This is a genomic window from Thermocatellispora tengchongensis (genome assembly GCF_014202315.1).
In the GTDB taxonomy this organism is placed as follows: Bacteria; Actinomycetota; Actinomycetes; order Streptosporangiales; family Streptosporangiaceae; genus Thermocatellispora; species Thermocatellispora tengchongensis.
This window is the reverse complement of sequence record NZ_JACHGN010000011.1, coordinates 137,462-162,645: the sequence shown is the minus strand read 5'-3', so window position 1 is coordinate 162,645 and position 25,184 is coordinate 137,462. Positions and strand designations below refer to the sequence as shown.

Here is a 25,184-nt window from a genome sequence, read left to right as displayed (position 1 = left end):
TTCGCTAGGTCTCAGAGGTAGATCGAGCGCAGCAGGTCGCCGCGGGCGGGGTTGTCCCGCCGTGCGAACAGCGCGTCGGTGAGCCGGTACGGGCTGACCCATCCGGCCGGTGTGGCGTACCGGCGCAGGACGCCGGGGCCGCCGGGGGCCGCGTCGCCCGCCGCGCGTACCAGCCGCTCGGCCCGCAGCAGGGCGCGGCGCAGCAGGTCGAGCCGGAGCGGCTCCCCGGCGGTCCGCTTCAGCATCGCGATGAAGTACAGCCGCATCCCCAGCCGGTAGGCCGTCTCGTCGAACCGGTCCAGGCACAGCGCGGCGATCCGCTCGATGGTGAACCCCTCCCAGCCCCCGTGCCTGCTCGATCTGTGCCTGCTGGACCGCGGCGTGCCGCCGAGCGGCACCCGGCCGAGCGCGAGCCGGGACGCGGGCGTGCCCAGCTCCCGCAGGACCCGTTCGATGAGCGCGAAGTCGTGCGCGGCCTCCTCGTCGTGCACGAGCAGGACCCGGTCGTGGCCGGGGGCGTGGGAGATGACGTCCCGCAACGCGACCAGCACGTAGTTGGCGTGCCCGTCGGCGCCCATCACCGTGCGCAGCGGCATCCCCCAGCGGGTCCCGTCGAGGTAGACCGGGCCGCCGTAGCGGCGGTGGTCCAGGCACAGGCGGCGGCGGGCGAGCAGCTCGACGACCTCGTCGATGGGCAGCCCCTGGGGCCGGTCGGTCAGCAGGTCCGGGTTCCTGACCCCCAGCAGGGTCAGGTGGCGGGCCCAGTCGCGGGACATCCGCAGGCCGGCGGGGTGGGTCCAGCCCTCCCGCTCGACCCGCTCGGCCAGCGGGCGCAGCTCCTTCAGGGGCCGCGCCCGGCCCGAGGCGTGGCATTCGACGTACAGCTTGCCGATCTCGTCGGCCGAGAGCCCTTCGTAGTCGACATCGCCCAGTTCCCGGTCAAGGTAGTCCCAGAACTGGATCGTCTGGCCGGTGAGGTTCGGCGTGCGCGGGTTCCACAGGCACTCCGCCTCGCCGCCGATCGCCCGGGTGGCGCGGAGCAGCACGTCCACCCAGAGGAACCCCTTGATGTGGGTGGGCAGCAGGGGCTTGGTGGCCGTGATGGTGACGGGGGCGATCAGCAGCCGCGGCGGTCGTGGCACGGTCTCGGTCATCGTGTGGTCATCGCCGCCTCAAGCCCCCTGATGGTCGGGTTGAGGTAGAAGTCCCGCAGCGTGATCTGGGGCAGCCCGGCCTCGCGCATCGCGGCGGAGATCCGGATGGCCAGCAGCGAGTTGCCGCCCAGCTCGAAGAAGTCGTCGTCCAGCGACACCGGGGCGCCGAACGCCCGCCGCCAGATCTCCAGCATCGCGGCGGCCGGTCCCTCGCCCCGAGCCGGCGCGGGCTCCTCCTCCACCAGGGCGGCGCCGGCGGACGGCGCGGGCAGCCGCGCGGTGTCCACCTTGCCGTTCACGGTGAGCGGCAGGTCGTCCAGGACGGTGATCGTGCCCGGGATCATGTAGTCGGGCAGGATCCTGCCGAGCCTGCCGCGGATCTCGGCCGGCACGGCCGGTCCGGGGCCGGCCGGCACCACGTACGCGTCCAGCCGCGGGTCGCCCTCCTCGTTCAGCACCACCGCCGCCGCCCGCACGGCCGGGTCCTCCACCAGGGCGGCGCGGACCTCGTCCAGCTCGATGCGGAAGCCGCGCAACTGCACCTGGTTGTCCAGGCGGCCGAGGTGGTCGAGCCGCCCGTCCGGGCGCAGGCGCCCGCGGTCGCCGCTGCGGTACAGCCGCCCGCCGCCGTACGGGTCGTCCACGAACCGCTCGGCCGTCAGCTCCGGGCGGTTCAGGTAGCCCAGCGCCACGCCCGCGCCGCCGACGTAGATCTCGCCCGCCGCCCCGAACGGCACCGGCCGGCCCTCGGGGTCGCGGACCGAGACGGTCCAGCCCGGCAGCGCCCCGCCGACCGAGCGGGACCGCTCGACCATCTCCCGCGCCGTGACCGTCTGGGCGGTGACGTGCACGGTCGTCTCGGTGATGCCGAACATGTTGACCACGCGGCAGCGCGCGGGCGGATGGTCGGCGAACCATTCCTTGAGTATCCGCACGTCCAGTGGCTCGCCGCCCAGGATCACCAGCCGCACCGCCAGGTCCGCCGAGGTCCCCGCGTCGGCGTGGATGAGCTGGGCGAAGGCCGAGGGGGTCTGGCTGAGCACGGTCACCCGCTGCTCGGCGAGGAGCCGGTGGAACTCGTGCGGCGCCCGCGAGACCCAGTACGGCGTCATGACCAGGCGGCCCCCGGTCAGCAGGCAGCCCCAGATCTCCCACACCGAGAAGTCGAAGGCGGCGGAGTGGAACCAGGTCCACACGTCCTCGGGGCCGAGCCGCATGTCGTCCGCGACGGCGGCGAGGAGGGCGGGGACGTTGCGGTGCGGGATCACCACGCCCTTCGGGCGGCCGGTGGAACCGGAGGTGAAGATGACGTAGGCGGGGTCGTCCGGGGACGCCTGCGGCCCGTCGGCGTGCCCGGCCTCGGGGGCGGCGTCCAGGTCGGCGGGGCGGACCAGCGTGCGGCCCTCCGCCGGCGGGAAGTCCTCGGCGACGACGATCCGGGCCCCCGCGTCCTCGACGGTGGCGCGCAGCCGCTCACGCGGATGCCGGACGTCCATCGGCAGGTAGGCCGCGCCCGACTTGAGCACGGCCAGCAGCGTGACGACCAGGTCGGCCCCCCGCTCCAGGCACACCCCGACCAGCTCGCCGGGACCCGCTCCGAGCCCGCGCAGCGCCCGCGCGCGCCGCTCGGCCCGGCGGTCCAGCTCGGCGTAGTCCAGCGTGGCGTCCTCGCCGGTGTAGGCCACCGCGCCGGGCCGCGCCGCGGCCACCTTCTCGAACGCGGCGTGGATCGTGGTGGGGGCGTGGCCGGCGAGCGGCGCGCCCGCGCCCACGGCCAGCAGCTCCGCGATCTCCTCCGCGTCCGGCTCCACCGCGCCGGGCAGCCCCGCCGCGAGCCGTTCCGCGGCGCGGGCCACCTGCCGGGCGAACCGGGAGGCGATCTCGGGGGCCACCGCGTCCTCGTCGAACCGGCACTCGCCGCGCAGCGTGCCGTCCTCCTGCCGCTCGGCCCACAGGGTCAGGGGGAAGTACGGCGCGGCGCACGGCTCGTACTCCTCGCCCGCGCGGCGCTCGCTCAGCACCACGCCCACGCAGGCCCGCTCCGCCTCGGCGTCGTCGTCGCGGAGCACGCCGACGGCGTCGTCCTCGCCGCCGGTGTAGCGGGACAGCACCAGGGACGCCGCCCGGACCAGCTCCTCGCCGGACGCCCGCACGGGCCCCAGCGCCACCGCGGAGTGCCGCCCGGCCCGTGCCGGGTCTCCCAGCCCCCAGGCCGGCGTACGCGCGCCGGCGTCCTGGGCGGGGGCGGGCGGGCCGGCGGGGGTGGGCGGCTCCCCGGCCGGGCCGCCGGAGCCCGTGAGCACGCCGGCCAGCCCGCGCAGGCCGTCCCGCGTGAGCACCGCGCGGTGGGCCACGATCACGAGCTCGGCCGGGCCGTCCGCGTATTCCAGGAACACCGCGCGCAGCCCCGGCCCTTCAGGCGCCGGCGCCCGGCGCAGCTCCGTGGCGCGGCGCCGGGCGGACCGCGCGTCGCCGGCGGGGAACGCGACGGGCTCGGCCCACACCCGCAGGCTCTTCAGGGCGGGCACCTGGCCGGCCGCTCGCGCCAGGTTCGCGCGGACCTCCTCCATCTCCGGCATGCGCGGCAGGCGCACGGCGATGCCGTGGCACATCCGGGCGAGGTCCCCGGCAGCACTGTTGGACATCGGATGTCTCCTCGAAGATCCGTCACCGGACGGTGTAGCCGCCGTCCACCGTGATCACCGCTCCGGTCACCCGCCGCGAGTCGTCGCCGGCCAGCCACAGCGCGGCGGCGGCGATGTCGTCCGGCTCGACCAGCTCGTTCGCCGGCTGGCCCTGGGCGAACGTCCCCTCGTGCTCCTGGACGGGCACGTCGAGCGCCCGCGCGATCTCCACGAGCATCCGCCCGTCCACGAGCGGGTCGTCGCGCACGGAACCCGGGCAGATGGCGTTGACCCGGATCTTCAGCGGGGCGTAGTCGAGCGCCGCCGCCCGGGTGAGGCCGATCAGCCCGTGCTTGGAGGCGACGTATCCGGCGAAGCGCCGGTAGCCGACCAGCCCGGCGGTGGAGGCGACGTTGATGATGCTCCCGCTCCGCCGGGGCAGCATGCCGGGCACCACCGCCTTGGTCATGCGCCAGGCGCCGGTGAGGTTGACGTCGAGCATCACCGCCCACTCGCGCTCGTCCACCTCGTGCAGGTCCTTGCCCGAGGGCGCGACGATCCCGGCGTTGTTGACCAGCACGTCGATCCGGCCGAAGCGGTCGGTGGCCGCCTCCACGGCCCGCGCCACGCTCTCCTGCGAGCGGATGTCGCCGGTGGCCGTGACCACGGCGGCGCCCAGCTTGCGGCACAGCTCCGCGGTGTGTTCGAGCTGGTCGGCCCCGCCCAGCGGGTAGGGCACCTCGTCGATGTCGCCGCCCAGGTCGAACAGGGCCAGGTCCGCCCCCTCCTCGGCGAAGCGGAGCGCGCACGCCCGGCCCAGGCCGCGGGCCGCGCCCGTGATCAGCGCCGTCTTGCCGCTCAGACGCACAGGGCCGTCGCCTCCAGCGAGCCGGCGATCAGCTCCAGCAGCGGCCGGGCGCCGTCGGTCAGGTACATGTGGCCGCCGGGCAGCTCGGCGGTGGCGAAGTCGAGGCGGGTGGCCTCGCGCCACTGCGCGACGTCCCCGGCCGTCACCAGCGTGTCGTCACCGCCCCGGATGGCCGTGACGGGAACCGCGATCGGCTCCCGGCTCACCGGGCGGTAGTTCTCGTGCATCTCCACGTCCGCCCGCAGCGTGGGCAGCAGCAGCTCGCGCATCTCGGGCTCGTCGAACGCCTCGTGCCGGTACCCGGCGAACTCCTTGACGCGGGCGAGGAACGCGTCGTCGTCCAGTCCGGTGGCCCGCCGCTCGCGCTGCGTCCACGGGCCGGGGCTGCCGCTGACGAACAGCCGCGCCACGGGGACCGCGCCCTCGGCGCTCAGCCGCCGCGCCAGCTCGTAGGCCAGGACCGCGCCCAGGCTGTGCCCGAACAGGGCGACCTTCTCCGCGCCGGAGACCGACGCGAGGACTCCGGGGAGCAGGCCGTCGGCCGCCTCGTGGACGTCGCGGTACGGCGGCTCGGCGAGGCGGCGCTCGCGGCCGGGAAGCTGGACCGGCACCACCTCGACGCCGGGCACGCCGAGCCGGCACCAGGGGTGGAAGAAACTCGCCCCCGCTCCCGCGAAGGGCAGGCAGAGGACTGGAGTGGACATGGACAGGCCCTTTCGTCGCGCATTCCGAATGTGAGCCGGGCTCAATTGACCGTGCGCCGCCCTCAGACGCCGGCGATCATTCCGCTCTCCGCGCCGAGGGCGTCGCGGACCCATTCCGGGTTGTAGAGCGTGTCGGCGTAGGCGACACCCCGATCCGCACAGATAAAGGCCACCGCGGGGCGCCCGGATGCGGGACCCTGAAAGCTTCCAGGATCGGTCAGGCGTTCCGCCGCGGCGAAGCTTCGAGTATCCGTGAAGCTTTCAGGAACGGTGAAGTCTTCGTAATCGGCGAAATAACGGGTGATGGCCGCGTAAACACTGCCCGTCGAACCGCCGGCGAAAATTCCGTGCTCCGAGAGCAAACGATGGCACCCGGCGACCGCGTCCGCCTCCTCGACGATGACGACTTCGTCGATGAGCGCCGAATCGAGCAACGGCGGCACGATGCTGGAGCCCAGCCCCGGAATTCTCCGCCGCCGCGGCGGATTTCCGAAGATGGCCGATCCCGCCGAATCCACGGCGACCACGCGAACGCCGGGAAAGGCGCGTTTGGCCTGCCTGGAGAGCCCGGCGATCGTGCCCGCCGTGCTCACGCCCACGAACAGGTAGTCCAGGCGCTCCAGGGCGCGGCACAGCTCGGCGCCGGTCAGCCGCTCGTGGGCCTGGCGCGCGTCGGCGTTGGCGTACTGGTTGGGCCAGTACGCCGCGGGCAGCTCGGTGAGGAGCCGGCGGATGCGGGCGAGCCGTACCTGCAGGTAGCCGCCCGCCCCGTCGGCCTCGGTCACCTTCTCGACCCGCTCGCACAGCAGCCGTAGCTGCATCTCCGTGGCCGGGTTGGTGTTGGGGTCGATGACCGGGACGAACGTCAGGCCCAGCAGGCGGCAGAAGGACGCCATCGACAGCGCGAAGTTGCCCGAGGAGGACTCGATGACGGTGGTCTTCTCGGTCACATCGCCGCGCTCGATCGCCCGGCGCAGGATCCAGTAGGCGGACCGGTCCTTGGAACTGCCGTGGATGTTGCAGTACTCCAGTTTGCAGAACAGGTCGAGCCGGGGATGGAGCAGCCGGATCACCGGGGTCTCCGGAAGTGCCTCGCCCAGATCCATCACGCGTGCCAGTAATGAATTATCGACTCCCATAAGCCCCCCCTACTTCGGGTATGTCGAATCGCACGTCCGAAAACGTTCGCAGATGCGGTCGTCCGGCCCTGGCCGATGCCGGTTATTCGTCGGGTGTGACCGATGTCACTTCATGGCCGGGCGGTTCACTGTGGACCCTATGCGTGATTGCGGTCCCAAACTGAAGCATGGACCGTTTCGACCTGTCAAGAGGGCCCGGTGACCGGGCCGCATCACAGGCGCCACAATCGACATACCCGCTTGACACTCGCCGGAGGCCGGTGCAAGTCTGATAACGCCGCGATTTCACCAGGAGCCGACGGGGGTTGTGCACGGTGAGTGAGATTCGCAGGTCTCCGGCCCTTTGGGCCTCGGTTCCCGAGATCCCGCGGGCGATTCCGCTCCGCGCCGTCTCGGCTGCCCTGACACCTGCACCGCCGAAGTAACCGGCATTTCACCTGGATTTCGTTCGCCTGTAGACCTTGTTGAAGGCCGCGCTGCCGCGTGCCGTCCAAACGAAAAAGGACTTACAGTGGTCAACCCATTCGATGACGAGTCGGGAACGTTCGTGGTGCTGGTGAACGACGAGGGCCAGCACGCGCTGTGGCCGGCCTTCGCCGACGTCCCCGCCGGTTGGCGGACGGTCCACGGCGAGGACACCCGGGCGAGCTGCCTGGAGTACATCGAGCGCAACTGGACCGACATGCGCCCCGCGAGCCTGGTGCGGGCCATGGAAGCGGCGGCGGGGAGCTGACCGGCATGCACCAGCGCTCGGCCGCGTCCCTTCCCATGTCGACGGCCCAGTCGGAGATGTGGCTCGCCCAGCAGATGGACCCCGGCGCGTGGGCGTACTCCGTCGCGCAGTACTTCGAGGTCCGGGGCGGTCTCGACGTCGCCCTGCTCGAACGCGCGGCGCATCGCACCGTGGCCGACATCGAGTCGCTGCGGGTGCGCGTGCTGCCCGGCGACGACGAGGCCCGGCTGGCGATCCACGACCTGGCCGGCTTCGACTTCCCCGTGATCGACCTCCGGGCGGCCGGCGACCCCCGGGCCGAGGCCGAGCGGATCATGCACGAGGACCTGCGCACGCCGTTCGACCTCACCCGGGCCCCGCTGTTCCGCTCGATCGTCTTCGTCGCCGGGCCCGAGCTGTACTTCTGGTACCACCGGTGCCACCACCTGGCCCTCGACGGCTACGGCGCCGCGCTGTTCGCCGCCCGTACCGCCGAGCACTACAACGCGCTGGCCGGGACCGGACCGGCCCCGCAGGAGGTCTTCCCGCCGCTCGCCGAGGCGGCGGCGGAGGAGGCCGCCTACGTGGAGTCCGCGCGGTTCCGCGAGGACCGGGCGTTCTGGCGGGAACGGTGCGCCGGCATGCAGGGCGCCGTCAGCCTGGCACGGCAGCCCGCCGTCGCCGCGGGCGGCCTGGTGCGCAGCACCGGCGCGCTCGGCCCCGGCGTCGCCGCCGGGCTGAGCGCCGCGGCGCGTACGGCCCGGACCGGCTGGACCGCGGCCGTCATCGCCGGCGCGGCCGGGTTCCTGCACCGGATGACCGGCGCCGAGGACGTCGTGCTCGGCCTCGCCGTCACCGGCCGCGGCACCCCCTCCCTGCGCCGCCTGCCCTGCACGCAGTCGGACGTGCTGCCGCTGCGCCTGGACGTGCGGCCCGGCATGCCGTTCGCCGAGCTGGTCGGCCAGACCTCGCGCCGCGTCCGCGAGGTGCTGCGGCACCAGCGCTACCGCTCGGCGTTCCTGCGGCGCGACCTGGAGGCCATGGGCCTGGCCGGCAGGTGGGCCGGCCTGGAGATCAACGTCATGCCCTTCGAGCAGGAGCTGACCTTCGGCGGCCACCGCGCCGTCGTGCACAACCTGCTCAACGGCCCGGTCGAGGACCTGGCCCTCACCGTGTGGGGGCCCTCGGCCTCCGGCGGCATGCGGGTGGACGCCGACGCCGACGAGAACCTCTACACCGGCGAGGACCTGCGCGCGCACCGCATGCGGTTCGAGAGGTTCCTCGGCGAGGCCGTGGCCGGACCGGACCTCCCGCTCGACCGGCTGGAACTGACCTGGCCCGAGGAACGCCGCCTCCTCCTGACCGGCTGGAACGACACCGCGCGGGCCACCGGCGTGGACGACCTGGTGGCCGAGGTGCGCCGGCACGCCGCGACCACCCCGCACGCCGTGGCCGTCGCCGACGACGAGACCTCCCTCGGCTACGCCGAGCTGGCGGGCCGGGCCAGCGCGCTGTCCCGCAGGCTGGTCGCGGCCGGCGCGCGGCGCGGCTCCGTCGTCGCCATCCTGGCCGGCCGCGGCAGCGCGGTCGCCACCGCCATGCTCGGCATCCTCGGCGCCGGCGCGGCCTTCCTGCCCCTGGACCCCGCCGTGCCCCGCCGCGCGGAGGCGGTCCTGGCCGACAGCGGCGCGGCCGTGCTGCTCTGCGACACCGCGCACCGCGACCTGGCCGCCCGGCTCGCGGCGTCCGCCGGGGCCGCCCCGGCGGTCGTCGCGCTCGACGACGCCGCCGACCCCATGGACGACCTCGCCCCGCTGACCGGCGGGCCGGGGGACCTGGCGTACGTCCTGTTCACCTCGGGCTCGACCGGGCGTCCCAAGGGCGCGATGGTGGCGCGCGGCGGCATGGTCAACCACCTGCTGGCCAAGGCCGAGGACCTGAAGCTGACCGCCGACGACTCCGTCGTGCAGAACGCGCCGCTCACCTTCGACATCTCCATCTGGCAGCTCCTCGCCCCGCTGCTGGTGGGCGGCCGGGCGCGGGTGGTGGACGACGCGTGCGCCGCCGACCCGGAGCGGCTGTTCGGCATCGTCGAGCGCGAGCGGATCACCACGCTGGAAATGGTCCCCTCGCTGCTGCGCGCCGCCCTGGAGACCTTCGACTCCGGCGCCCCGGCCCCGTCGCTGGAGGCCCTGCGCTGGATGCTGGTCACCGGCGAGGCCCTGCCGCCCAGCCTGTGCGCCCGCTGGCTCGACCGCTTCCCGCACGTCCCGATGGTCAACGCGTACGGGCCGACCGAGTGCTCCGACGACGTGACCCACGCCTTGATCACCCGGCCGCTCGCGCCCGGGGAGCCGGTCACCATCGGCCACCCCATCCGCAACACCCGGTTGTACGTCCTGGACGGCCGGCTCCGCCCGGTCCCGCCGGGCATGCCGGGCGAGCTGTACGTCGGCGGCGCCGGGCTGGGCTGGGGCTACGTGCGCGATCCCGTGCGCACCGCCACCGCGTTCGTGCCCGACCCCTTCTCCGGCCGGCCCGGGGCCCGGCTGTACCGGACCGGCGACCGGGCCCGCCACCGTCCGGACGGCAGCCTGGAGTTCCTCGGGCGCACCGACCACCAGGTCAAGATCCGCGGACAGCGGATCGAGCTCGGCGAGGTCGAGTCGGCCCTGCGCGCGCTGCCCGGCGTCCGCGACGCCGTGGCGAGCGTGGTGGACGGGCCGGGCGGCGCCCCGGTGCTCGCGGGCTACCTGGTCGGCCCCGAGGAGGTCGCGGGCCTGCGCGGCATGCTGGCCGAGGCGCTGCCGGAGGCCATGATCCCGGCGGCGCTGGTGCGTCTCGACGCCCTGCCGCTGACCCCCAACGGCAAGGTGGACCGCAAGGCGCTGCCGGCCCCCGACTTCGCCGCCGCGACCGGCCGCCCGCCGGGCAACGAGCGCGAACGGCTCCTGCGCGACATCTTCCAGCAGGTGCTGGGGGTCCCGTCGGTCGGCGTCGAGGACAGCTTCTTCGACCTCGGCGGCAACAGCATCTCCTCGATCCAGCTCGTCAACCGGGCCCGCCGCGAAGGGCTCGTGCTGACCCCGCGTGAGGTGTTCCAGCACCGCACGGTGGCGGAGCTGGCGCGCGTCGCGCGTACCGGCGCCGCGGCGGCCAGGGAGCACCCCGACGCGGGCATCGGCCCGGTGCCGCTGACCCCGGCCGTGCACGCGCTCGCCGAGGCCGGCGGCCCCATCGACGGCTTCCACCAGACGGTCCACCTCACCACGCCCCCGTCGCTCACCGAGGCCGCGCTCACCGCCGCCCTCCAGGCCCTGCTGGACCACCACGACGCGTTGCGCCTGAAGCTGGACCGCGGGCCGTCGTGGCGGCTGCACGTACGGCCCCGCGGCGCCGTCCGCGCGGAACGCTGCCTCACCGTCGTCGCCGACGACGGCGAGGACGCCGCCCGCCCGGCGCGGGAGGCGGAGGCCGCGCGGGCCAGGCTCGCGCCCGGGGAAGGGATCATGCTCCAGGCCGTGTGGCTGAACCGGGGGCCGCGCCGGTCCGGCCACCTCGCCCTGGTGCTGCACCACCTGGCCGTGGACGGCCTGTCGTGGCAGATCCTCCTGCCCGACCTCGTCACCGCCTGCCGGTCGCCCGGCGATGCCCGCCTGGAGCCGGTCGGGACCTTGTACCGGACCTACGCCGGCCTGCTGCACCGGGCCGCGCTCGACCCGGCGCGCGCCGCCGAGCTGCCGCTGTGGTCGGGCATCCTTCAGGCCGCCGACCCGCCGCTGGGCCCCCGGCCCCTGGACCCGCGGCGCGACACCGCGCGGACCGTGCGCACCCTGGCCGTCACGCTGTCCCCCGGGCAGACCGCGCCGCTGCTGGACGCCGTGCCGTCCGCGTTCCACGCCGTGACCGAGGACGTCCTGCTCACGGCGCTCGGCGTCGCGTTCGCGCACTGGCGGCGGACCGGCGGCGTCCTGGTGGAGGTCGAGGGGCACGGCCGGGAGCCCTTGGGGGCCGAGGTGGACCTCTCCCGTACGGCCGGCTGGTTCACCAGCCAGTTCCCGGTCCGGCTGGAACCGGCCGTGGACGACTGGGAGGAGCTGTGGTCCGGCGGGCCGGCCGCCGGGCGCGCGCTGAAGCGGGTCAAGGAGCAGCTTCGCGCCCTGCCCGGCAACGGCATCGGCTTCGGCCTGCTGCGGCACCTCAACCCCGAGACGGCCGCCACGCTGTCGGCCCTGCCCGTGCCGCAGGTCGGGTTCAACTACCTCGGCCGGATCGCCGATCCTCCCGGGTTCGCCGCCGCGGGCTGGTCCCTCAGCGGGACCGGCGAGCTGGTGGACGGGCTGGACCCGGAGGCGCCGGTCCGGCACGTCCTGGCCGTCAACGCCATGACGCGCGAGACCCCCGCCGGCCCGCGGCTCACCGCGGTCTGGTCCTGGCCCTCGCAGCTGCTGGCCGAGGAGCGGGTGCGGGAGGTCGCCGGCCTGTGGGTGCGCGCGCTCGACGCGCTGACGGCGCACGCCGAGAGCCCGGACGCCGGCGGCCACACGGCCTCCGACTTCGGGCTGCGCGGCCTGGACCAGGACGAGATCGACGAATTCGAGGCCGAGTTCCAGACGGAGTGGGGGAGTGGAACGTGAAGCGATCGAACATCGAGGACATCCTGCCGCTGACCCCGTTCCAGGAAGGTCTGCTGTTCCACTCGCTCTACGACGAGCAGGCCCCCGACGTCTACACCGTCGAGTACACCCTGGAGCTGACCGGCGCCCTGGACGAGCACGCCCTGCGCACCGCCGCCGAGGCCCTGATCCGCCGGCACCCGCCGCTGCGCGCCTGCTTCCGCCAGCGCAGGAACGGCGAACCGGCGCAGATCATCCCCCGCGAGGTGCCGCTGCCCTGGGAACGGATCGACCTCACGGCCCTGCCGCCCGCCGAGCGGCGCGCCGAGGCCGACCGGCTGCTCGACCGCGCCCGCTCGCGCCGGTTCGACCCGGCCACGCCGCCGCTGCTGCGGTTCACCCTCATCCGGCTCGAACCGGAGCGGCACCTGCTGGTGCTGCTCAACCACCACATCCTGGTGGACGGCTGGTCGATGCCGGTGCTGTTCGAGGAGCTGTTCACGCTGTACGCCGCCGGCGGCGACGCCTCGGCCCTCGGGCCGGTCGCGCCGTACCGGGACTACCTGGCGTGGCTGTCGGCACAGGACCGGCAGGCCGCCGCGGACGCCTGGCGGCAGGCCCTGGCCGGGATCGAGGAGCCCACCCGTGTCGCCCCGGCGGGCCACCAGGTCAGCGAGCTGCCGCGGCGCGTCACCGTCGAACCGGACCCCGAGCTGGCCGAAGGGCTCGCGCGCGCCGCCAAGCGGCACGGGGTGACGCTCAACACCCTCGTGCAGGTGGCCTGGGCCGCCGTCGTCGGGCACCTGACCGGCCGCGAGGACGTGGTGTTCGGCGCGACGGTCTCCGGCCGGCCCGCCGAGCTGCCCGACGCCGAGCGGATGGTCGGCCTGTTCATCAACACCGTCCCCGTACGGGTGAACCTGCGGCCCGGCCGCACGCTCGCCGGCGCCCTCCGCGAGGTCCAGGCGGAGCAGAGCGCGCTCATCGCCCACCACCACCTGGGCCTGACCGACATCCACGCCGCCGCCGGCGCCGGCGAGCTGTTCGACACCTGCGTGGTGTTCGAGAACTACCCCCTCGACCCGGCCGCCCTGCGCCTGACCGGCGACGACGGCCTCCAGGTCACCGGGCTGAGCATCCGCGACGCCGCCCACTACCCGCTGCGGCTGGCGGTGATGCCCGGCGACCGGATGCCGCTGCACCTGGACTACCGGGCCGACCTGTTCGACCGCGACGCCGCCGAGGCCATCGCCGGCCGGCTGCTGCGGGCGTTGCGGGCGCTCGCCGGCGAGGGGGACCCGCGGGTCGCCGACCTGGACCTGCTCGCCCCCGAGGAGCGTTACGGCGTACTGGAGGGGTGGAACGACACCGCCCGGCCCGTGCCGCCCGCCACGCTCGCGGACCTGCTGGAGGCGCAGGCCGCGGCCACTCCGGACCACACCGCGCTCGTCTTCGAGGACCGGTGGCTCACCTACGCCGAGCTCAACGCCCACGCCGACCGCCTGGCCCGCCTCCTGCGCGACCACGGCATCGGGCCCGAGCAGCGGGTCGCGGTGCTGGTGCCCCGCTCGGTGGAGCTGGTGACGGCGCTGCTCGCCATCGTCAAGGCCGGCGCGTCGTACGTCCCGGTGGACCCCGGCTACCCCGCGGACCGCATCCGGTACCTGCTTCAGGACGCCGCGCCCGCGCTGGTGCTGACCACCGAGGCGACGGCCGGGGCGGCGGGCGACGCCCGCGCGTGCGTCGTCCTGGACGCCCCGGCGACCCGAGAGCGGCTCGCCCGCTGCCCCGCCGTGCCCCTGGGCGACTCCGAGCGCACCGCCCCGCTGTCCGCCGACCACCCGGCGTACGTGATCTACACCTCGGGCTCGACCGGGCGCCCGAAGGGGGTCGTCGTCCCGCACCGCGGCATCGTCAACCGGCTGCTGTGGATGCAGGCGCAGTACCGGCTCGGCCCGCAGGACCGGGTGCTGCAGAAGACCCCGGCGGGCTTCGACGTGTCGGTCTGGGAGTTCTTCTGGCCGCTGATCACCGGCGCCACCCTGGTCGTCGCCCGGCCGGAGGGGCACAAGGACCCGGACTACCTCGCCCGCCTCATCCAGCGCGAGGGCGTCACGACGGTCCACTTCGTCCCGCCGATGTTGCGGGTGTTCCTCCAGAGCCCGGCGGCGGGGGGCTGCACCACGCTCCGCCGCGTCATCTGCAGCGGCGAGGCCCTGCCGGTCGATCTGGAGCGGCTGTTCTTCGCCACGCTCGACGACGCCGAGCTGCACAACCTCTACGGTCCCACCGAGGCGTCGGTGGACGTGACGTACTGGCCGTGCCGCCGCGACGCGCCGCCGGCGGCGTCCGTGCCGATCGGGCGGCCGGTGTGGAACACCCGCGTGTACGTGCTCGACGGCGCCCTGCGCCCGGTGCCGCCGGGGGTGGCCGGGGAGCTGTACCTGGCCGGCGTCCAGCTCGCCCGCGGCTACCTGAACCGGCCGGGCCTGACCGCGGGCCGGTTCGTGCCCGACCCGTACGGGCCGCCCGGATCGCGCATGTACCGCACCGGCGACCTGGTCCACTGGAGCGACGACGGCCACCTCGTCTTCCACGGGCGGGCCGACCACCAGGTCAAGATCCGCGGGTTCCGCATCGAACCGGGGGAGATCGAGGCCGCGCTCGCCGAGCACCCGGACGTCGGCCAGGCCACGGTCCTCGTCCGCGAGGACCAGCCGGGCGATCCGCGCCTGGTGGCCTACCTCACCCTGCGCGGCCCGGCCGGCGCCGAACGGCTGCACGACCACCTGGCCGGGCGGCTGCCCGACTACATGGTCCCCTCCGCCCTGGTCGTGCTGGAGGAGTTCCCGCTCACGCCGAACGGCAAGCTCGACCGCCGCGCCCTGCCCGCGCCCGGCACCCCGGTCTCGCGGGGCCGCGCGCCGCGCACCCCGCAGGAGGAGAAGCTGTGCGCCCTGGCCGCCGAGACCCTGGGGCTGGAGCGCGTCACCATCGACGACGACTTCTTCCACCTGGGCGGGCACTCGCTGCTCGCGGTCCGGTACGCCTCCCGCATCCGCGCCGAGCTGGGCGTATCGCCGGACATCCGGACCCTGTTCGAGGCGCCCACGGTCGCCGAACTGTCCCGCAGGCTGGCCGCCACGAGGGACGCGCGCCCGGCGCTGGTCGCGGGGCCGCGGCCCGAGGACGTCCCGCTGTCGTCGGCGCAGCGGCGGCTGTGGTTCCTGGACCGCTTCGAGGAGCCCGGCGCGGCGTACGTCATGCCACTGGCCCTGCGCCTCACCGGGCCGCTGGACGTCGAGGCCCTGCGCCTGGCGCTCCGGGACGTCGTGGTGCGGCACGAGAGCCTGCGCACCGTCTACGAGGAGAAGGGCGGCGCCCCCCGCCAGCGCGTCCTGGCGCCCGCCGAGATCGAGGTGGAGCTGAACGTCCACGAGGTCGCCGAGGCGGAGCTCCAGGCGCGGGTGGACGAGGCCGCCCGCAGGCCGCTTCCGCTCGGCGACCGCGCCCTTCCGTTCCGCGCCTCGCTGTTCCGGCTCTCGCCCGAGGACGCGGTGCTGCTGGTGGCGCTGCACCACATCGCCGGCGACGGGTGGTCGATGGGCCCGCTGGCCGTGGACCTCACCACCGCGTACGCCGCCCGCCGCGACGGCCGCGCGCCCGGCTGGGAGCCGCTGCCCGTCCAGTACGCCGACTACACGCTGTGGATGCGCGACCTGCTCGGCGACGAGGACGACCCCGGCAGCCTGGCGCACCGGCAGCTCGCCCACTGGCGGGCCGCGCTGCAGGACCTCCCCGAGATCCTGGACCTGCCCTACGACCGCCCCCGGCCCACCGAGGCCACCTACCGCGGCGCCACCGTCCGCTTCCGCCTGGAGCCCGAACTCCAGCGGGACCTGCTCGACCTGGCGAAACGGCGCGGCGTCACCCTGTTCATGATCCTGCACGCGGCGCTGGCGGCGCTCTACACGCGCCTCGGCGCGGGCACGGACATCCCGATCGGCAGCCCGGTCGCCGGGCGCACGGACGCCGCCCTGGACCCGCTCGTCGGCTGCTTCGTCAACACGCTCGTGCTGCGCGCCGACACCTCGGGCGACCCCACGTTCGCCCGGCTGCTGGAGCGGGTCCGCGACACCGACCTGAACGCCTTCGCCAACCAGGACCTGCCCTTCGAGCGGCTGGTCGAGGCCCTCAACCCGTCCCGGTCGCTGGCGCGCCACCCGCTGTTCCAGACCATGCTGGTGCTGCAGAACACCGAGACCGCCCCGCTCCGGATGGCGGAGATCGCGGCCGAGCAGTTCCCGGCCGATCTCGGCATCGCCAAGTTCGACCTGCTGTTCAACTTCGACGAGCACTACGGGCCCGGCGGGACCCCGCAGGGCGTGGACGCCTTCGTGGAGTACAGCACCGACCTGTTCGAGGCCGGGACGGCCGAGGCGCTGGCCGCCCGGCTGGTGCGCGTGCTGCGCGCGGTCGCCCGGGACGAGGACCTGCGGATCGGCGAGATCGACCTGCTCACCCCGCAGGAGCGGCACACCGTGCTGGAGCGGTGGAACGACACCGCGCGCCCGCTGCGCGCGGCCACCCTCGCCGGCCTGTTCGAGGAGCAGGCCGCCGCCACCCCCGACCGCACCGCCGTGGTCTTCGGGGACCGGCGGCTCACCTACGCCGAACTGGACGCGGGCGCCGGCCGCCTCGCCGTCCTGCTGAACCGCCACGGCGTCGGCCCGGAGGACTTCGTCGCCATCGCCATGCCGCGCTCGGCGGACATGATGATCGCGGTGCTGGCCGTGCTCAAGGCGGGCGCGGCCTACCTCCCGCTCGACCCCGGCTACCCCGCCGACCGGATCGCCTACATCCTCGGCGACGCCGCCCCGGCGGCCCTGCTGACCGACCGCGAGACCGCCGGCCGCATCCCGGCCTTCGCCGGCACGACCGTCCTGGTGGACGACGACAAGACGCTCACCGAGCTGGCCGAACTGGCCGGGCTCACCGGGGCGGCCGATCGGGCCGGGCGCGCCGGCCCGGCGAACGCCGCGTACGCCATCTACACCTCCGGCTCCACCGGCAGGCCCAAGGGCGTGGTCGTGCAGCACGGCAGCGCCGTGGACCTGGTCGCCTGGGCGATCGAGGAGTTCGGGACCCAGCGCCTCGGGTACGTCGCCGCCTCCACCTCCCTCAACTTCGACGTGTCGGTCTTCGAGATGTTCGCGCCGCTGTGCTGCGGCGGCACGGTCGAGATCGTCCGCGACCTGCTCGCGCTGGGGGAGGAGCCCGGCCGCCGCTGGAAGGGGACCCTGGTCAGCGGGGTGCCCTCGGCCGCGCGCCAGCTCTTCGCCCCTGGCGCCACCGCCCCGGACGCCGAGGTCGTCGCGCTCGCCGGCGAGGCGTTCCCGCTCCACGACGCCCTCGCCGTGCGCGACGCCCTCCCGGACGCGCGCATCGCCAACATCTACGGGCCCACCGAGGCCACGGTCTACTCCACCGCCTGGTCCGCCGACGGCCCGATCACCCAGGCGCCGCCGATCGGCCGTCCCATCCGCAACCGGCGCGCGTACGTGCTGGACGCCGCGCTGCGCCCGGTGCCGCCCGGGGTGACGGGGGAGCTGTACCTCGGCGGCCCGGGGCTGGCCCGCGGCTATCTGGGCCGGCCCGGGCTGACGGCCGAGCGCTTCGTGCCCGATCCGTACGGGCCGCCGGGCGCGCGGATGTACCGTACCGGGGACCTGGTCCACTGGGACCGCGACGGCCTGCTCGTCTACCACGGCCGGGCGGACCACCAGGTGAAGGTGCGCGGGTTCCGCATCGAGCCGGGCGAGATCGAGACCACCCTCGCGGGCCACCCGGACGTCGCGCAGGCCGCCGTCGTCGTCCGCGAGGACCAGCCCGGCGACCCCAGGCTGACCGCGTACGTGACGCTGCGCGCGCCCGTGGACACCGCGGAACTGCGCGCCCACCTGGCCGCCCGGCTCCCCGAGTACATGGTCCCCTCGGCGCTGGTCACCCTCGACCGGCTGCCGCTCACGCCCAACGGCAAGCTGGACCGCCGCGCCCTGCCCGCCCCCGAGGCCCGGGTCTCGGCGGGACGCGCGCCGCGTACCCCCCAGGAGGAGACGCTGTGCGCCCTGGCCGCCGAGACCCTGGGGCTGGAGCGGGTCACCATCGACGACAACTTCTTCGACCTCGGCGGGCACTCGCTGCTCGCCACCCAGTTCGTCAACAAGGTCCGGGCGACGCTGGGCGCCGAGCTGAGCCTGCGCGCGCTGTTCGAGACCCCGACCGTGGCCGGGATCGCCCCCAAGCTGAACGGCAGGGCGCGGGTCCGGCCGGCACTGCGGCCGATGCGGCGGCCCGGAGGTGAGCGATGATCCCCCTGTCGTACGCGCAGCGCAGGCTGTGGACCCTGTGCAACCTGATGGACCGGTCGAGCGCGTACAACATGCCGCTGGCGCTGCGCCTGACCGGGCCGCTGGACGCCGCCGCGCTGCGCGCGGCCCTGCGCGACGTCGCCGAGCGCCACGAGAGCCTGCGCACGGTGTTCCCCACCGGCGCCGACGGCGAGCCGTACCAGCGCATCCTCGGCATGGACGAGGTGACCGTCGAGGTCGCGGTGGTCCACACCGACGACGGCGGCCTTCGATCCCGGCTGTCCGCGGCCGTGGCCGAGCCGTTCGACCTCACCCGCGACATCCCGTTCCGGGTGACGCTGTTCCGGCTCGGTCCCGAGGAGCACGTGCTGCTCCTGCTCGTCCACCACATCGCGGGCGACGGGTGGTCCATGGGGCCGCTGGCGGTGGACCTCACCACCGCCTACACCGCGCGCCGCGACGGCCGCGCGCCGGAGTGGGAGCCGCTGCCCGTCCAGTACGCCGACTACACGCTGTGGCAGCGGGAACTGCTCGGCGACGAGGACGACCCCGGCAGCCTCGGCAACGAGCAGCTCGCCTACTGGCACGCCGAGCTGAAGGACCTCCCGGAGATCCTGGACCTGCCCTACGACCACCCGCGCCCGTCCGGGGGCGCCTCCGAGGGCGGCACGGTCGCGTTCACCCTCGACCCGGGGCTCCACCGGCGGCTCGCCGCGCTGTGCCGCCGGCGCGGGGTCAGCTTCTTCATGACCCTTCACGCCGCCCTCGCGGCCCTGTACACCCGGCTCGGGGCCGGCACGGACATCCCGATCGGCAGCCCGGTCGCCGGGCGCACGGACGAGGCGCTGGACGACCTGATCGGCTTCTTCGTCAACACGCTCGTGCTGCGCACCGACACCTCGGGCGACCCCACCTTCGCCCGGCTGCTGCAACGGGTGCGCGACACCGACCTGAACGCCTTCGCCAACCAGGACCTGCCGTTCGAACGCCTGGTGGACGCGCTCAGCCCCACCCGGACGCTGTCGCACCACCCGCTGTTCCAGACGATGCTCACCCTGCAGAACAACGCCGCGCCCGACCTGACGGTCCCCGGCCTGGCGGTGCGCGCCGAGCAGGTCGCCCTCCCGGCGGCGAAGTTCGACCTGTCCTTCGACTTCACCGAGCACACCGACGCCGGGGGAGCCCCGGCGGGGGTGACCGCGACGCTGGAGTACGACACCGGCCTGTTCGAGCGGGCGACGGCGGAGGCCGTCGCGCGGCGGCTGGTCCGGCTGCTGGAGGCGGTCGCCGCCGACGACGAGGTCAGGATCGGGGACATCGACCTGCTCACCCGGGAGGAGCGGCACGCCGTACTGGAGGGCTGGAACGACACCGCGCGGCCGGTCCTGCCGGCCCTGCTGCCGGAGCTGTTCGAGGCGCGGGCCGCGGCCGTGCCGGACCGCACCGCGGTGATCTTCGAGGACCGGCGGCTCACCTACGCCGAGCTGAACGCCCGCGCCAACCGGCTCGCCCGGACCCTGGCCGCGCGGGGCGTCGGGCCCGAGTCCGTGGTGGCCGTCAAGCTGCCGCGCTCGGCCGAGCTGGTCATCGCGCTGCTCGCCGTCGTCAAGACCGGCGCCGCCTACCTTCCGGTGGACCCGGACTATCCCGCCGAGCGGGTGCGCCTGATGCTGGACGACGCCCGGCCCGCCGCCGTGCTCGACGACCTCGCCGAGATCCCCGGGCCGCCGGCCGAGCCGGTCGCGAACCTGACCAACGCCGAGCGCGTCTCGCCGCTGCGCGGCGCGCACCCCGCGTACGTGATCTACACCTCCGGTTCCACCGGGACCCCCAAGGGCGTGATCGCCACCCACCGCGGCGTCCTCAACCACATGCTGTGGATGGCCGAGGCGTACCCGCTCGGCGCGGACGACGTGGTGCTGGCCAGGACCGCGGTGAGCTTCGACGCCTCCACCTGGGAGCTGTGGCATCCGCTGCTCGCGGGGGCCGCCGTCTGCGTCGCCCCCGCCGGGCTCGCCCGCGACCCGGCCGAGCTGATGGCGTACGCGGCGCGGCACGGCGTCACCGTGGCGCAGTTCGTGCCCTCGCTGCTCGCCGCCCTGCCCGAGGACCTGGACGGCGGCGGGCTGCGGCTGGTCTTCTCCGGCGGCGAGGCGCTGCCCGCGGCGGTGGCCCGGCGGGTCGGCGACGCCTGGCGGGCCGCGGTGGTGAACCTGTACGGCCCGACCGAGACCACGATCCAGGTCACGTCGGCGCCCTTCGACCCCGACGACCCGTGGCACACCGTGCCCATCGGCACCCCCATCTGGAACACCAGGGCGTACGTGCTGGACGACCGGCTGCGCCCGGTCGCGCCGGGGGTGACCGGGGAGCTGTACATCGCGGGCACCGGGCTGGCCCGCGGCTACCTGGGACGCCCGGCCATGACCGCCGAGCGGTTCGTCGCCGACCCGTACGGGCCGCCGGGCTCGCGCATGTACCGCACCGGCGACCTGGCCCGATGGCTGCCCGACGGGCGGCTGTGCTACACCGGGCGCGCCGACCACCAGATCAAGATCCGCGGAGTCCGCATCGAGCCGGGGGAGATCGAGGCGGCCCTGGAACGGCACCCGGACGTGCGGCAGGCCGTCGTACGCGCCCACCGGGCCGATCCCGCCGCGGCGCCCCGCCTGGCGGCCTGGGTCACCGGCCGCCGGGGCCGGGTCCCCGGCACCGAGGACCTGCGCGCCCACCTGCGCGCGGCGCTGCCGGAGCACATGATCCCCTCGGTCGTGGTCGCGCTGGAGGAGTTCCCGCTGACCGCGAACGGCAAGCTGGACACCGCCCGGCTGACCGTGCCCGCCACCCGGCCCGCGCCGGCGTCCCAGGCCCCGCGCACGGCCGCGGAGAAGGCCCTGTGCGACCTGTTCGCCCAGGTCCTCGGCCTGCCGGAGGTCGGCGTGGACGACGACTTCTTCGGCCTCGGCGGCGACAGCATCGGGGCGATCCAGCTCGCCGGGCACGCCCGCAAGGCCGGGCTGTCCTTCTCCCCCCGGGACGTCTTCCAGTGCCGTACGGTCGCGGCCCTGGCCGCCAAGGCCGGCGAGATCGCCCTCGTCCCGGCCGAGGAGCCCGGCGCCGGGATCGGCCCGGTGCCGCTGACGCCGATCATGCACTGGCTGGCCGAGCAGCGGGGGCCGATCGACGCGTTCCACCAGTCCGTGCTGCTGCGCAGCCCGGCCGACGCGAGCGAGGACGCCCTGCTCGCCGCCCTCCAGGCGCTCCTGGACCGGCACGACATGCTCCGCTCGCGGCTGCGCGCCGAGGACGCCGGCTGGACGCTGGAGACCCTGCCGCCCGCCGGCATCGACGCACGCTCCCTGTTCCGCCGCGTCGAGGTGCGCGGCGCGACGCCGGAGGCCCTGCGCGACGCGGTGGCCGAGCACACCCGCGCCGCCCGCGACCGGCTCCGCCCGGCCGACGGCGTGATGGTCCAGGCCGTGTGGTTCGACGCCGGCGCGGAGCCCGGCCGGCTGCTGCTGCTCGTCCACCACCTCGCCGTGGACGGGGTGTCCTGGCGGGTGCTGATCTCCGACCTGGCCGAGGCGTGGCCGCAGGCCCTGGCCGGACGGCGGCCCGAGGTCGCGCCCGTCCCCACCTCCTTCCGCACCTGGGCCCGGCGGCTCGCCGAGGCCGCCGAGGACCGCGCCGGCGAGGCCGAGCTGTGGACCGGCGTGCTCGGCGACGGGCCCGGCACGGCGCTCTGCCCGCCGCTCGACCCCGCCCGCGACATCGAGGCCACCTCCCGCTCCCTGACCCGTGAACTGCCCGCGGCGCAGACCGAGGCGCTGCTCACCCGGGTCGCGCCCCCGTTCCACGCCACCCCCGCCGACGTCCTGCTCACCGCCCTCGCGCTCGCCGTGGACCGCTGGCGGCCCGCGCGGGACGAGGCGGCGCTGCTGGTGGACCTGGAGGGCCACGGCCGGGAGGAGATCGTGCCCGGCGTGGACCTGTCGCGCACGGTGGGCTGGTTCACGACCGTGTTCCCGGTGCGGCTGGACCCCGGACGCGTCCCGTGGGACGAGGTCGTCGCCGGCGGACCGGCGGTCGGCCGCGCCCTGAAGCGGGTCAAGGAGGGCCTGCGGCTCCCGCCCGACCGCGGCATCGGCTACGGGCTGCTGCGCCACCTCAACCCGCGTACCCGCGAGGTCCTGCGCGCCCTGCCCCGGCCCCGGATCGCCTTCAACTACCTGGGCCGCGTGGACGCGGACCCCGGCGACGCCGGCGCCGGCTGGGGGCTCGCCCCCGAGACCGCCGCCCTGGGCGCGGGCCGCGACCCCGGCTTCCCGATCAGCCACCCGCTCACCGTGGACGCGGTCGTGCTGGACGGGACCGAAGGCCCGGTACTGTCCACGACCTGGGCCTGGCCGGACCGGCTGTTCACCGCCGAGGAGATCGGGGAACTCGACCTGCTGTGGCGGCAGGCCCTGGCCGGGCTCATCCGCCACGCGGAACGCCCGGACGCGGGCGGGCACACGCCCTCCGACTTCCCCCTCGTCCGGCTGACGCCGCAGGAGCTGGACGCGATCGAGGCCGCCCACCCGTCCCTCGCCGACGTCCTGCCGCTGTCCCCGCTCCAGGAGGGCATGCTCTTCCACTCGCTGTTCGACTCCTCCTCTCCGGACGTGTACGCGGTGCAGATCTCCCTCGACCTGGAGGGCGAGCTGGACGCGTCCGCGCTGCGCCGGGCGGCCCGCGCCGTGCTGGATCGGCACGACGCCCTGCGGGCCGGGTTCCAGGCGCTGCCCACCGGGCGTACCGTGCAGGTCGTCGTGGCGCGGGCCGAGCCGCAGTGGGACGAGATCGACCTGACCGCCACGCCCCCGGCGCTGCTGGAGGAGGAGCTGGCGCGCATCGCGGCGGCCGACCGCGGGCGCCGCTTCGACCTCGCCGCGCCCCCGCTGCTCCGCTTCACCCTGGTGCGTACCGGAGCGCAGAGTCACCGCCTCCTGGTGACGAGCCACCACATCCTGTTCGACGGCTGGTCGCTGTCGCTGCTCCTGCGGGACCTGTTCACCTTCGATTCCGGCGAGGCGCTGCCGCCCGGCCCGCGCCCCTACCGCGACTTCCTCGCCTGGCTGGGCGGCCAGGACCGCGAGCGCGCGGCACGCGCGTGGCGGGAGGAGCTGGCCGGGCTGGACCGGCCGACCCTCCTGGCGAGCGAGGACGACACCCGCGACCCGGTGCCGGGCGAGAGCGTGCTCACCCGGTTGCCCGCCGAGCTGAGCGACCGGCTCACCCGCGCCGCCAGGCAGCGCGGCCTGACCGTCAACACCTTCGTCCAGGCCGCGTGGGCGCTGCTGCTCGGCCGCCTGACCGGCCGCTCCGACGTCGTCTTCGGCGCGACCGTCTCCGGCCGGCCCCCCGAACTGCCCGGCGCCGAGGACATGGTGGGCCTGTTCATCAACACGGTCCCGGTGCGCGTGCGCCTGACGCCGGACGAGCCCCTGGACGCCCTGCTGCGCCGCCTCCAGGACCGGCAGGCGGCGATGTCGGAGCACCACCACCTCGCCCTGATGGAGATCCACCGCGCGGCCGGGCTGCCCACCCTGTTCGACACGGTGCTGGCCTTCGAGAACTACCCCTTCGACCCCGCCGCGCTGGACCTGTCCCCGATGGGGCTGCGGGTCCGCGACGCCGGAGTACGCGACGGCGCCCACTACCCGCTCGCCCTGCTGGTGACCCCGGGGGAACGGCTCATGGTCCGCGTGGACTTCCGGCCGGACCTGTTCGATCCGGGCGCCGCCGAGATGCTGGTCGGGGAGCTGGCCCGCGTCCTGGAACGGCTCACCGCCGAACCGGAGCGCCGCGTCGGCGACACGCCGGTGGACCCCGAGGACCGCCTGCGCGCCCTGGTGAGCGCGGAGCGGCGCCGCCCCGCGCCCGCGCCGCGGCCCGCCTTGAGAACCCTGCCCGCAGTGAGAACCGCGCCCGCGGACCCGCGCCGGGACGAGGCGCTGCGCCGCATCTTCGCCGAGGTCCTTGACGTGCCCGAGGTCGGCGACGACGACGACTTCTTCGAGCTCGGCGGCCAGTCCACCCTCGCCATCCGGCTCATCCACCGGGTACGCGCCGAGCTCCGGGTGCGGGTCGACATCCGCAGCCTCTACCTCGCGCCCACCCCCGCACTGCTACGCGAGCACCTGGAATCGGCCGAACCCGGCCCCGCCTCCTTCGGCGTCATGCTCCCCCTGCGCACCGAGGGAGACGCCCACCCGCTGTTCTGCCTCCACCCCGGGGCCGGCCTGAGCTGGAGCTACCAGGGGCTGCTGCGGCACCTCGGTCCCGGCCGCCCCATCTACGCGCTCCAGTCGCGCGCCATCGGCGAACCCGGGGTGCGCTACGCCACGTTCCAGGACATGGCCGCCGACTACGTACGGGAGATCCGGGCCGTCCAGCCGGCCGGGCCGTACCACCTGCTGGGCTGGTCCTTCGGCGGGGTCATGGCCCATGCCGTGGCCGTGGAGCTGCAACGGCAGGGCGAGCGCGTCGGCCTGCTGGCGATGCTGGACGCGTACACCGGCGACAAACTGCCCGCCCGCACCGACGCCGAGGCCGAGTCGGAGGTCCTGGAAACCCTCGTCCAGGGCATCGGGCTCGACGTGGCCGAGGCCGGCGGGAGCCCGCTGACGCGCGCGCGGGTCCTGGCGTACCTGGACGGCCGTCCGGACCTGCGCTCGCTGGTGAGCAAGGAGACGCTGGAGGCGATCCTCGACGCCGCCGCCGAGAACACCCGGCTGCTGCGCGGCCACACGCCGGAGGTGTTCCGGGGGGACGTCGAGTTCTTCTCCGCGTCCCACGACCAGCCCGCGGACGGCCCGGTCGTGCGCGTCTGGGACCGCTACGTGGACGGCCGGGTCGCCGACCACCCGCTGCCCTGCGCGCATCTCGAGCTGATGGACCACAAGGCCCTGGCCGAGATAGGTGCGGTCCTGAACCGGAAGCTGGGATGATGAC

At 75.0% G+C, this 25,184-nt stretch carries 9 protein-coding genes; 4 read left to right on the top strand and 5 right to left on the bottom strand.

The window, feature by feature from the left end:
• Positions 1-11: 11 nt before the first annotated feature.
• From HNP84_RS25630 to sbnA, 5 genes are all read right to left on the bottom strand, one after another.
• Positions 12-1,154, bottom strand: a complete 1,143-nt coding sequence (locus HNP84_RS25630; RefSeq protein WP_185052453.1) for a hypothetical protein — start codon at positions 1,152-1,154, stop codon at positions 12-14.
• Positions 1,151-3,799 carry a non-ribosomal peptide synthetase gene (locus HNP84_RS25625; RefSeq protein ID WP_185052452.1) on the bottom strand — a complete coding sequence of 883 codons (2,649 nt, stop codon included), beginning with the start codon at positions 3,797-3,799 and terminating at the stop codon, positions 1,151-1,153. Before HNP84_RS25625 ends, HNP84_RS25630 begins: the two co-directional genes overlap by 4 nt.
• Positions 3,800-3,821: 22 nt before the next feature.
• Entirely contained in the window at positions 3,822-4,646 is an 825-nt protein-coding gene (locus tag HNP84_RS25620; protein WP_185052451.1) for a mycofactocin-coupled SDR family oxidoreductase, read from the bottom strand.
• Positions 4,637-5,350, bottom strand: a complete 714-nt coding sequence (locus tag HNP84_RS25615; RefSeq protein ID WP_185052450.1) for a thioesterase II family protein — start codon at positions 5,348-5,350, stop codon at positions 4,637-4,639. The genes HNP84_RS25620 and HNP84_RS25615 overlap by 10 nt, the downstream gene beginning before the upstream one ends.
• A gap of 62 nt (positions 5,351-5,412) precedes the next feature.
• The gene (sbnA, locus tag HNP84_RS25610) at positions 5,413-6,456 is read right to left on the bottom strand and encodes a 2,3-diaminopropionate biosynthesis protein SbnA (protein WP_221336734.1); all 1,044 of its coding nucleotides are present in this window, start codon (positions 6,454-6,456) and stop codon (positions 5,413-5,415) included.
• A gap of 544 nt (positions 6,457-7,000) precedes the next feature.
• Between sbnA and HNP84_RS53430 the strand changes: the two genes are divergently transcribed.
• The 4 genes from HNP84_RS53430 to HNP84_RS51255 are packed head-to-tail and all read left to right on the top strand — an operon-like array spanning position 7,001 to position 25,180.
• Positions 7,001-7,222, top strand: coding sequence for an MbtH family protein (locus HNP84_RS53430; protein WP_185052448.1), 222 nt, complete (start codon positions 7,001-7,003; stop codon positions 7,220-7,222).
• A 35-nt stretch (positions 7,223-7,257) separates the two neighbouring features.
• On the top strand, positions 7,258-11,838 hold the full coding sequence (locus HNP84_RS25600; RefSeq protein ID WP_185052447.1) for a non-ribosomal peptide synthetase: 4,581 nt from the start codon (positions 7,258-7,260) through the stop codon (positions 11,836-11,838).
• On the top strand, positions 11,835-18,188 hold the full coding sequence (locus HNP84_RS51260) for a non-ribosomal peptide synthetase (protein WP_221336732.1): 6,354 nt from the start codon (positions 11,835-11,837) through the stop codon (positions 18,186-18,188). Before HNP84_RS25600 ends, HNP84_RS51260 begins: the two co-directional genes overlap by 4 nt.
• On the top strand, positions 18,185-25,180 hold the full coding sequence (locus HNP84_RS51255) for a non-ribosomal peptide synthetase (protein ID WP_221336731.1): 6,996 nt from the start codon (positions 18,185-18,187) through the stop codon (positions 25,178-25,180). The genes HNP84_RS51260 and HNP84_RS51255 overlap by 4 nt, the downstream gene beginning before the upstream one ends.
• Positions 25,181-25,184: the final 4 nt, after the last annotated feature.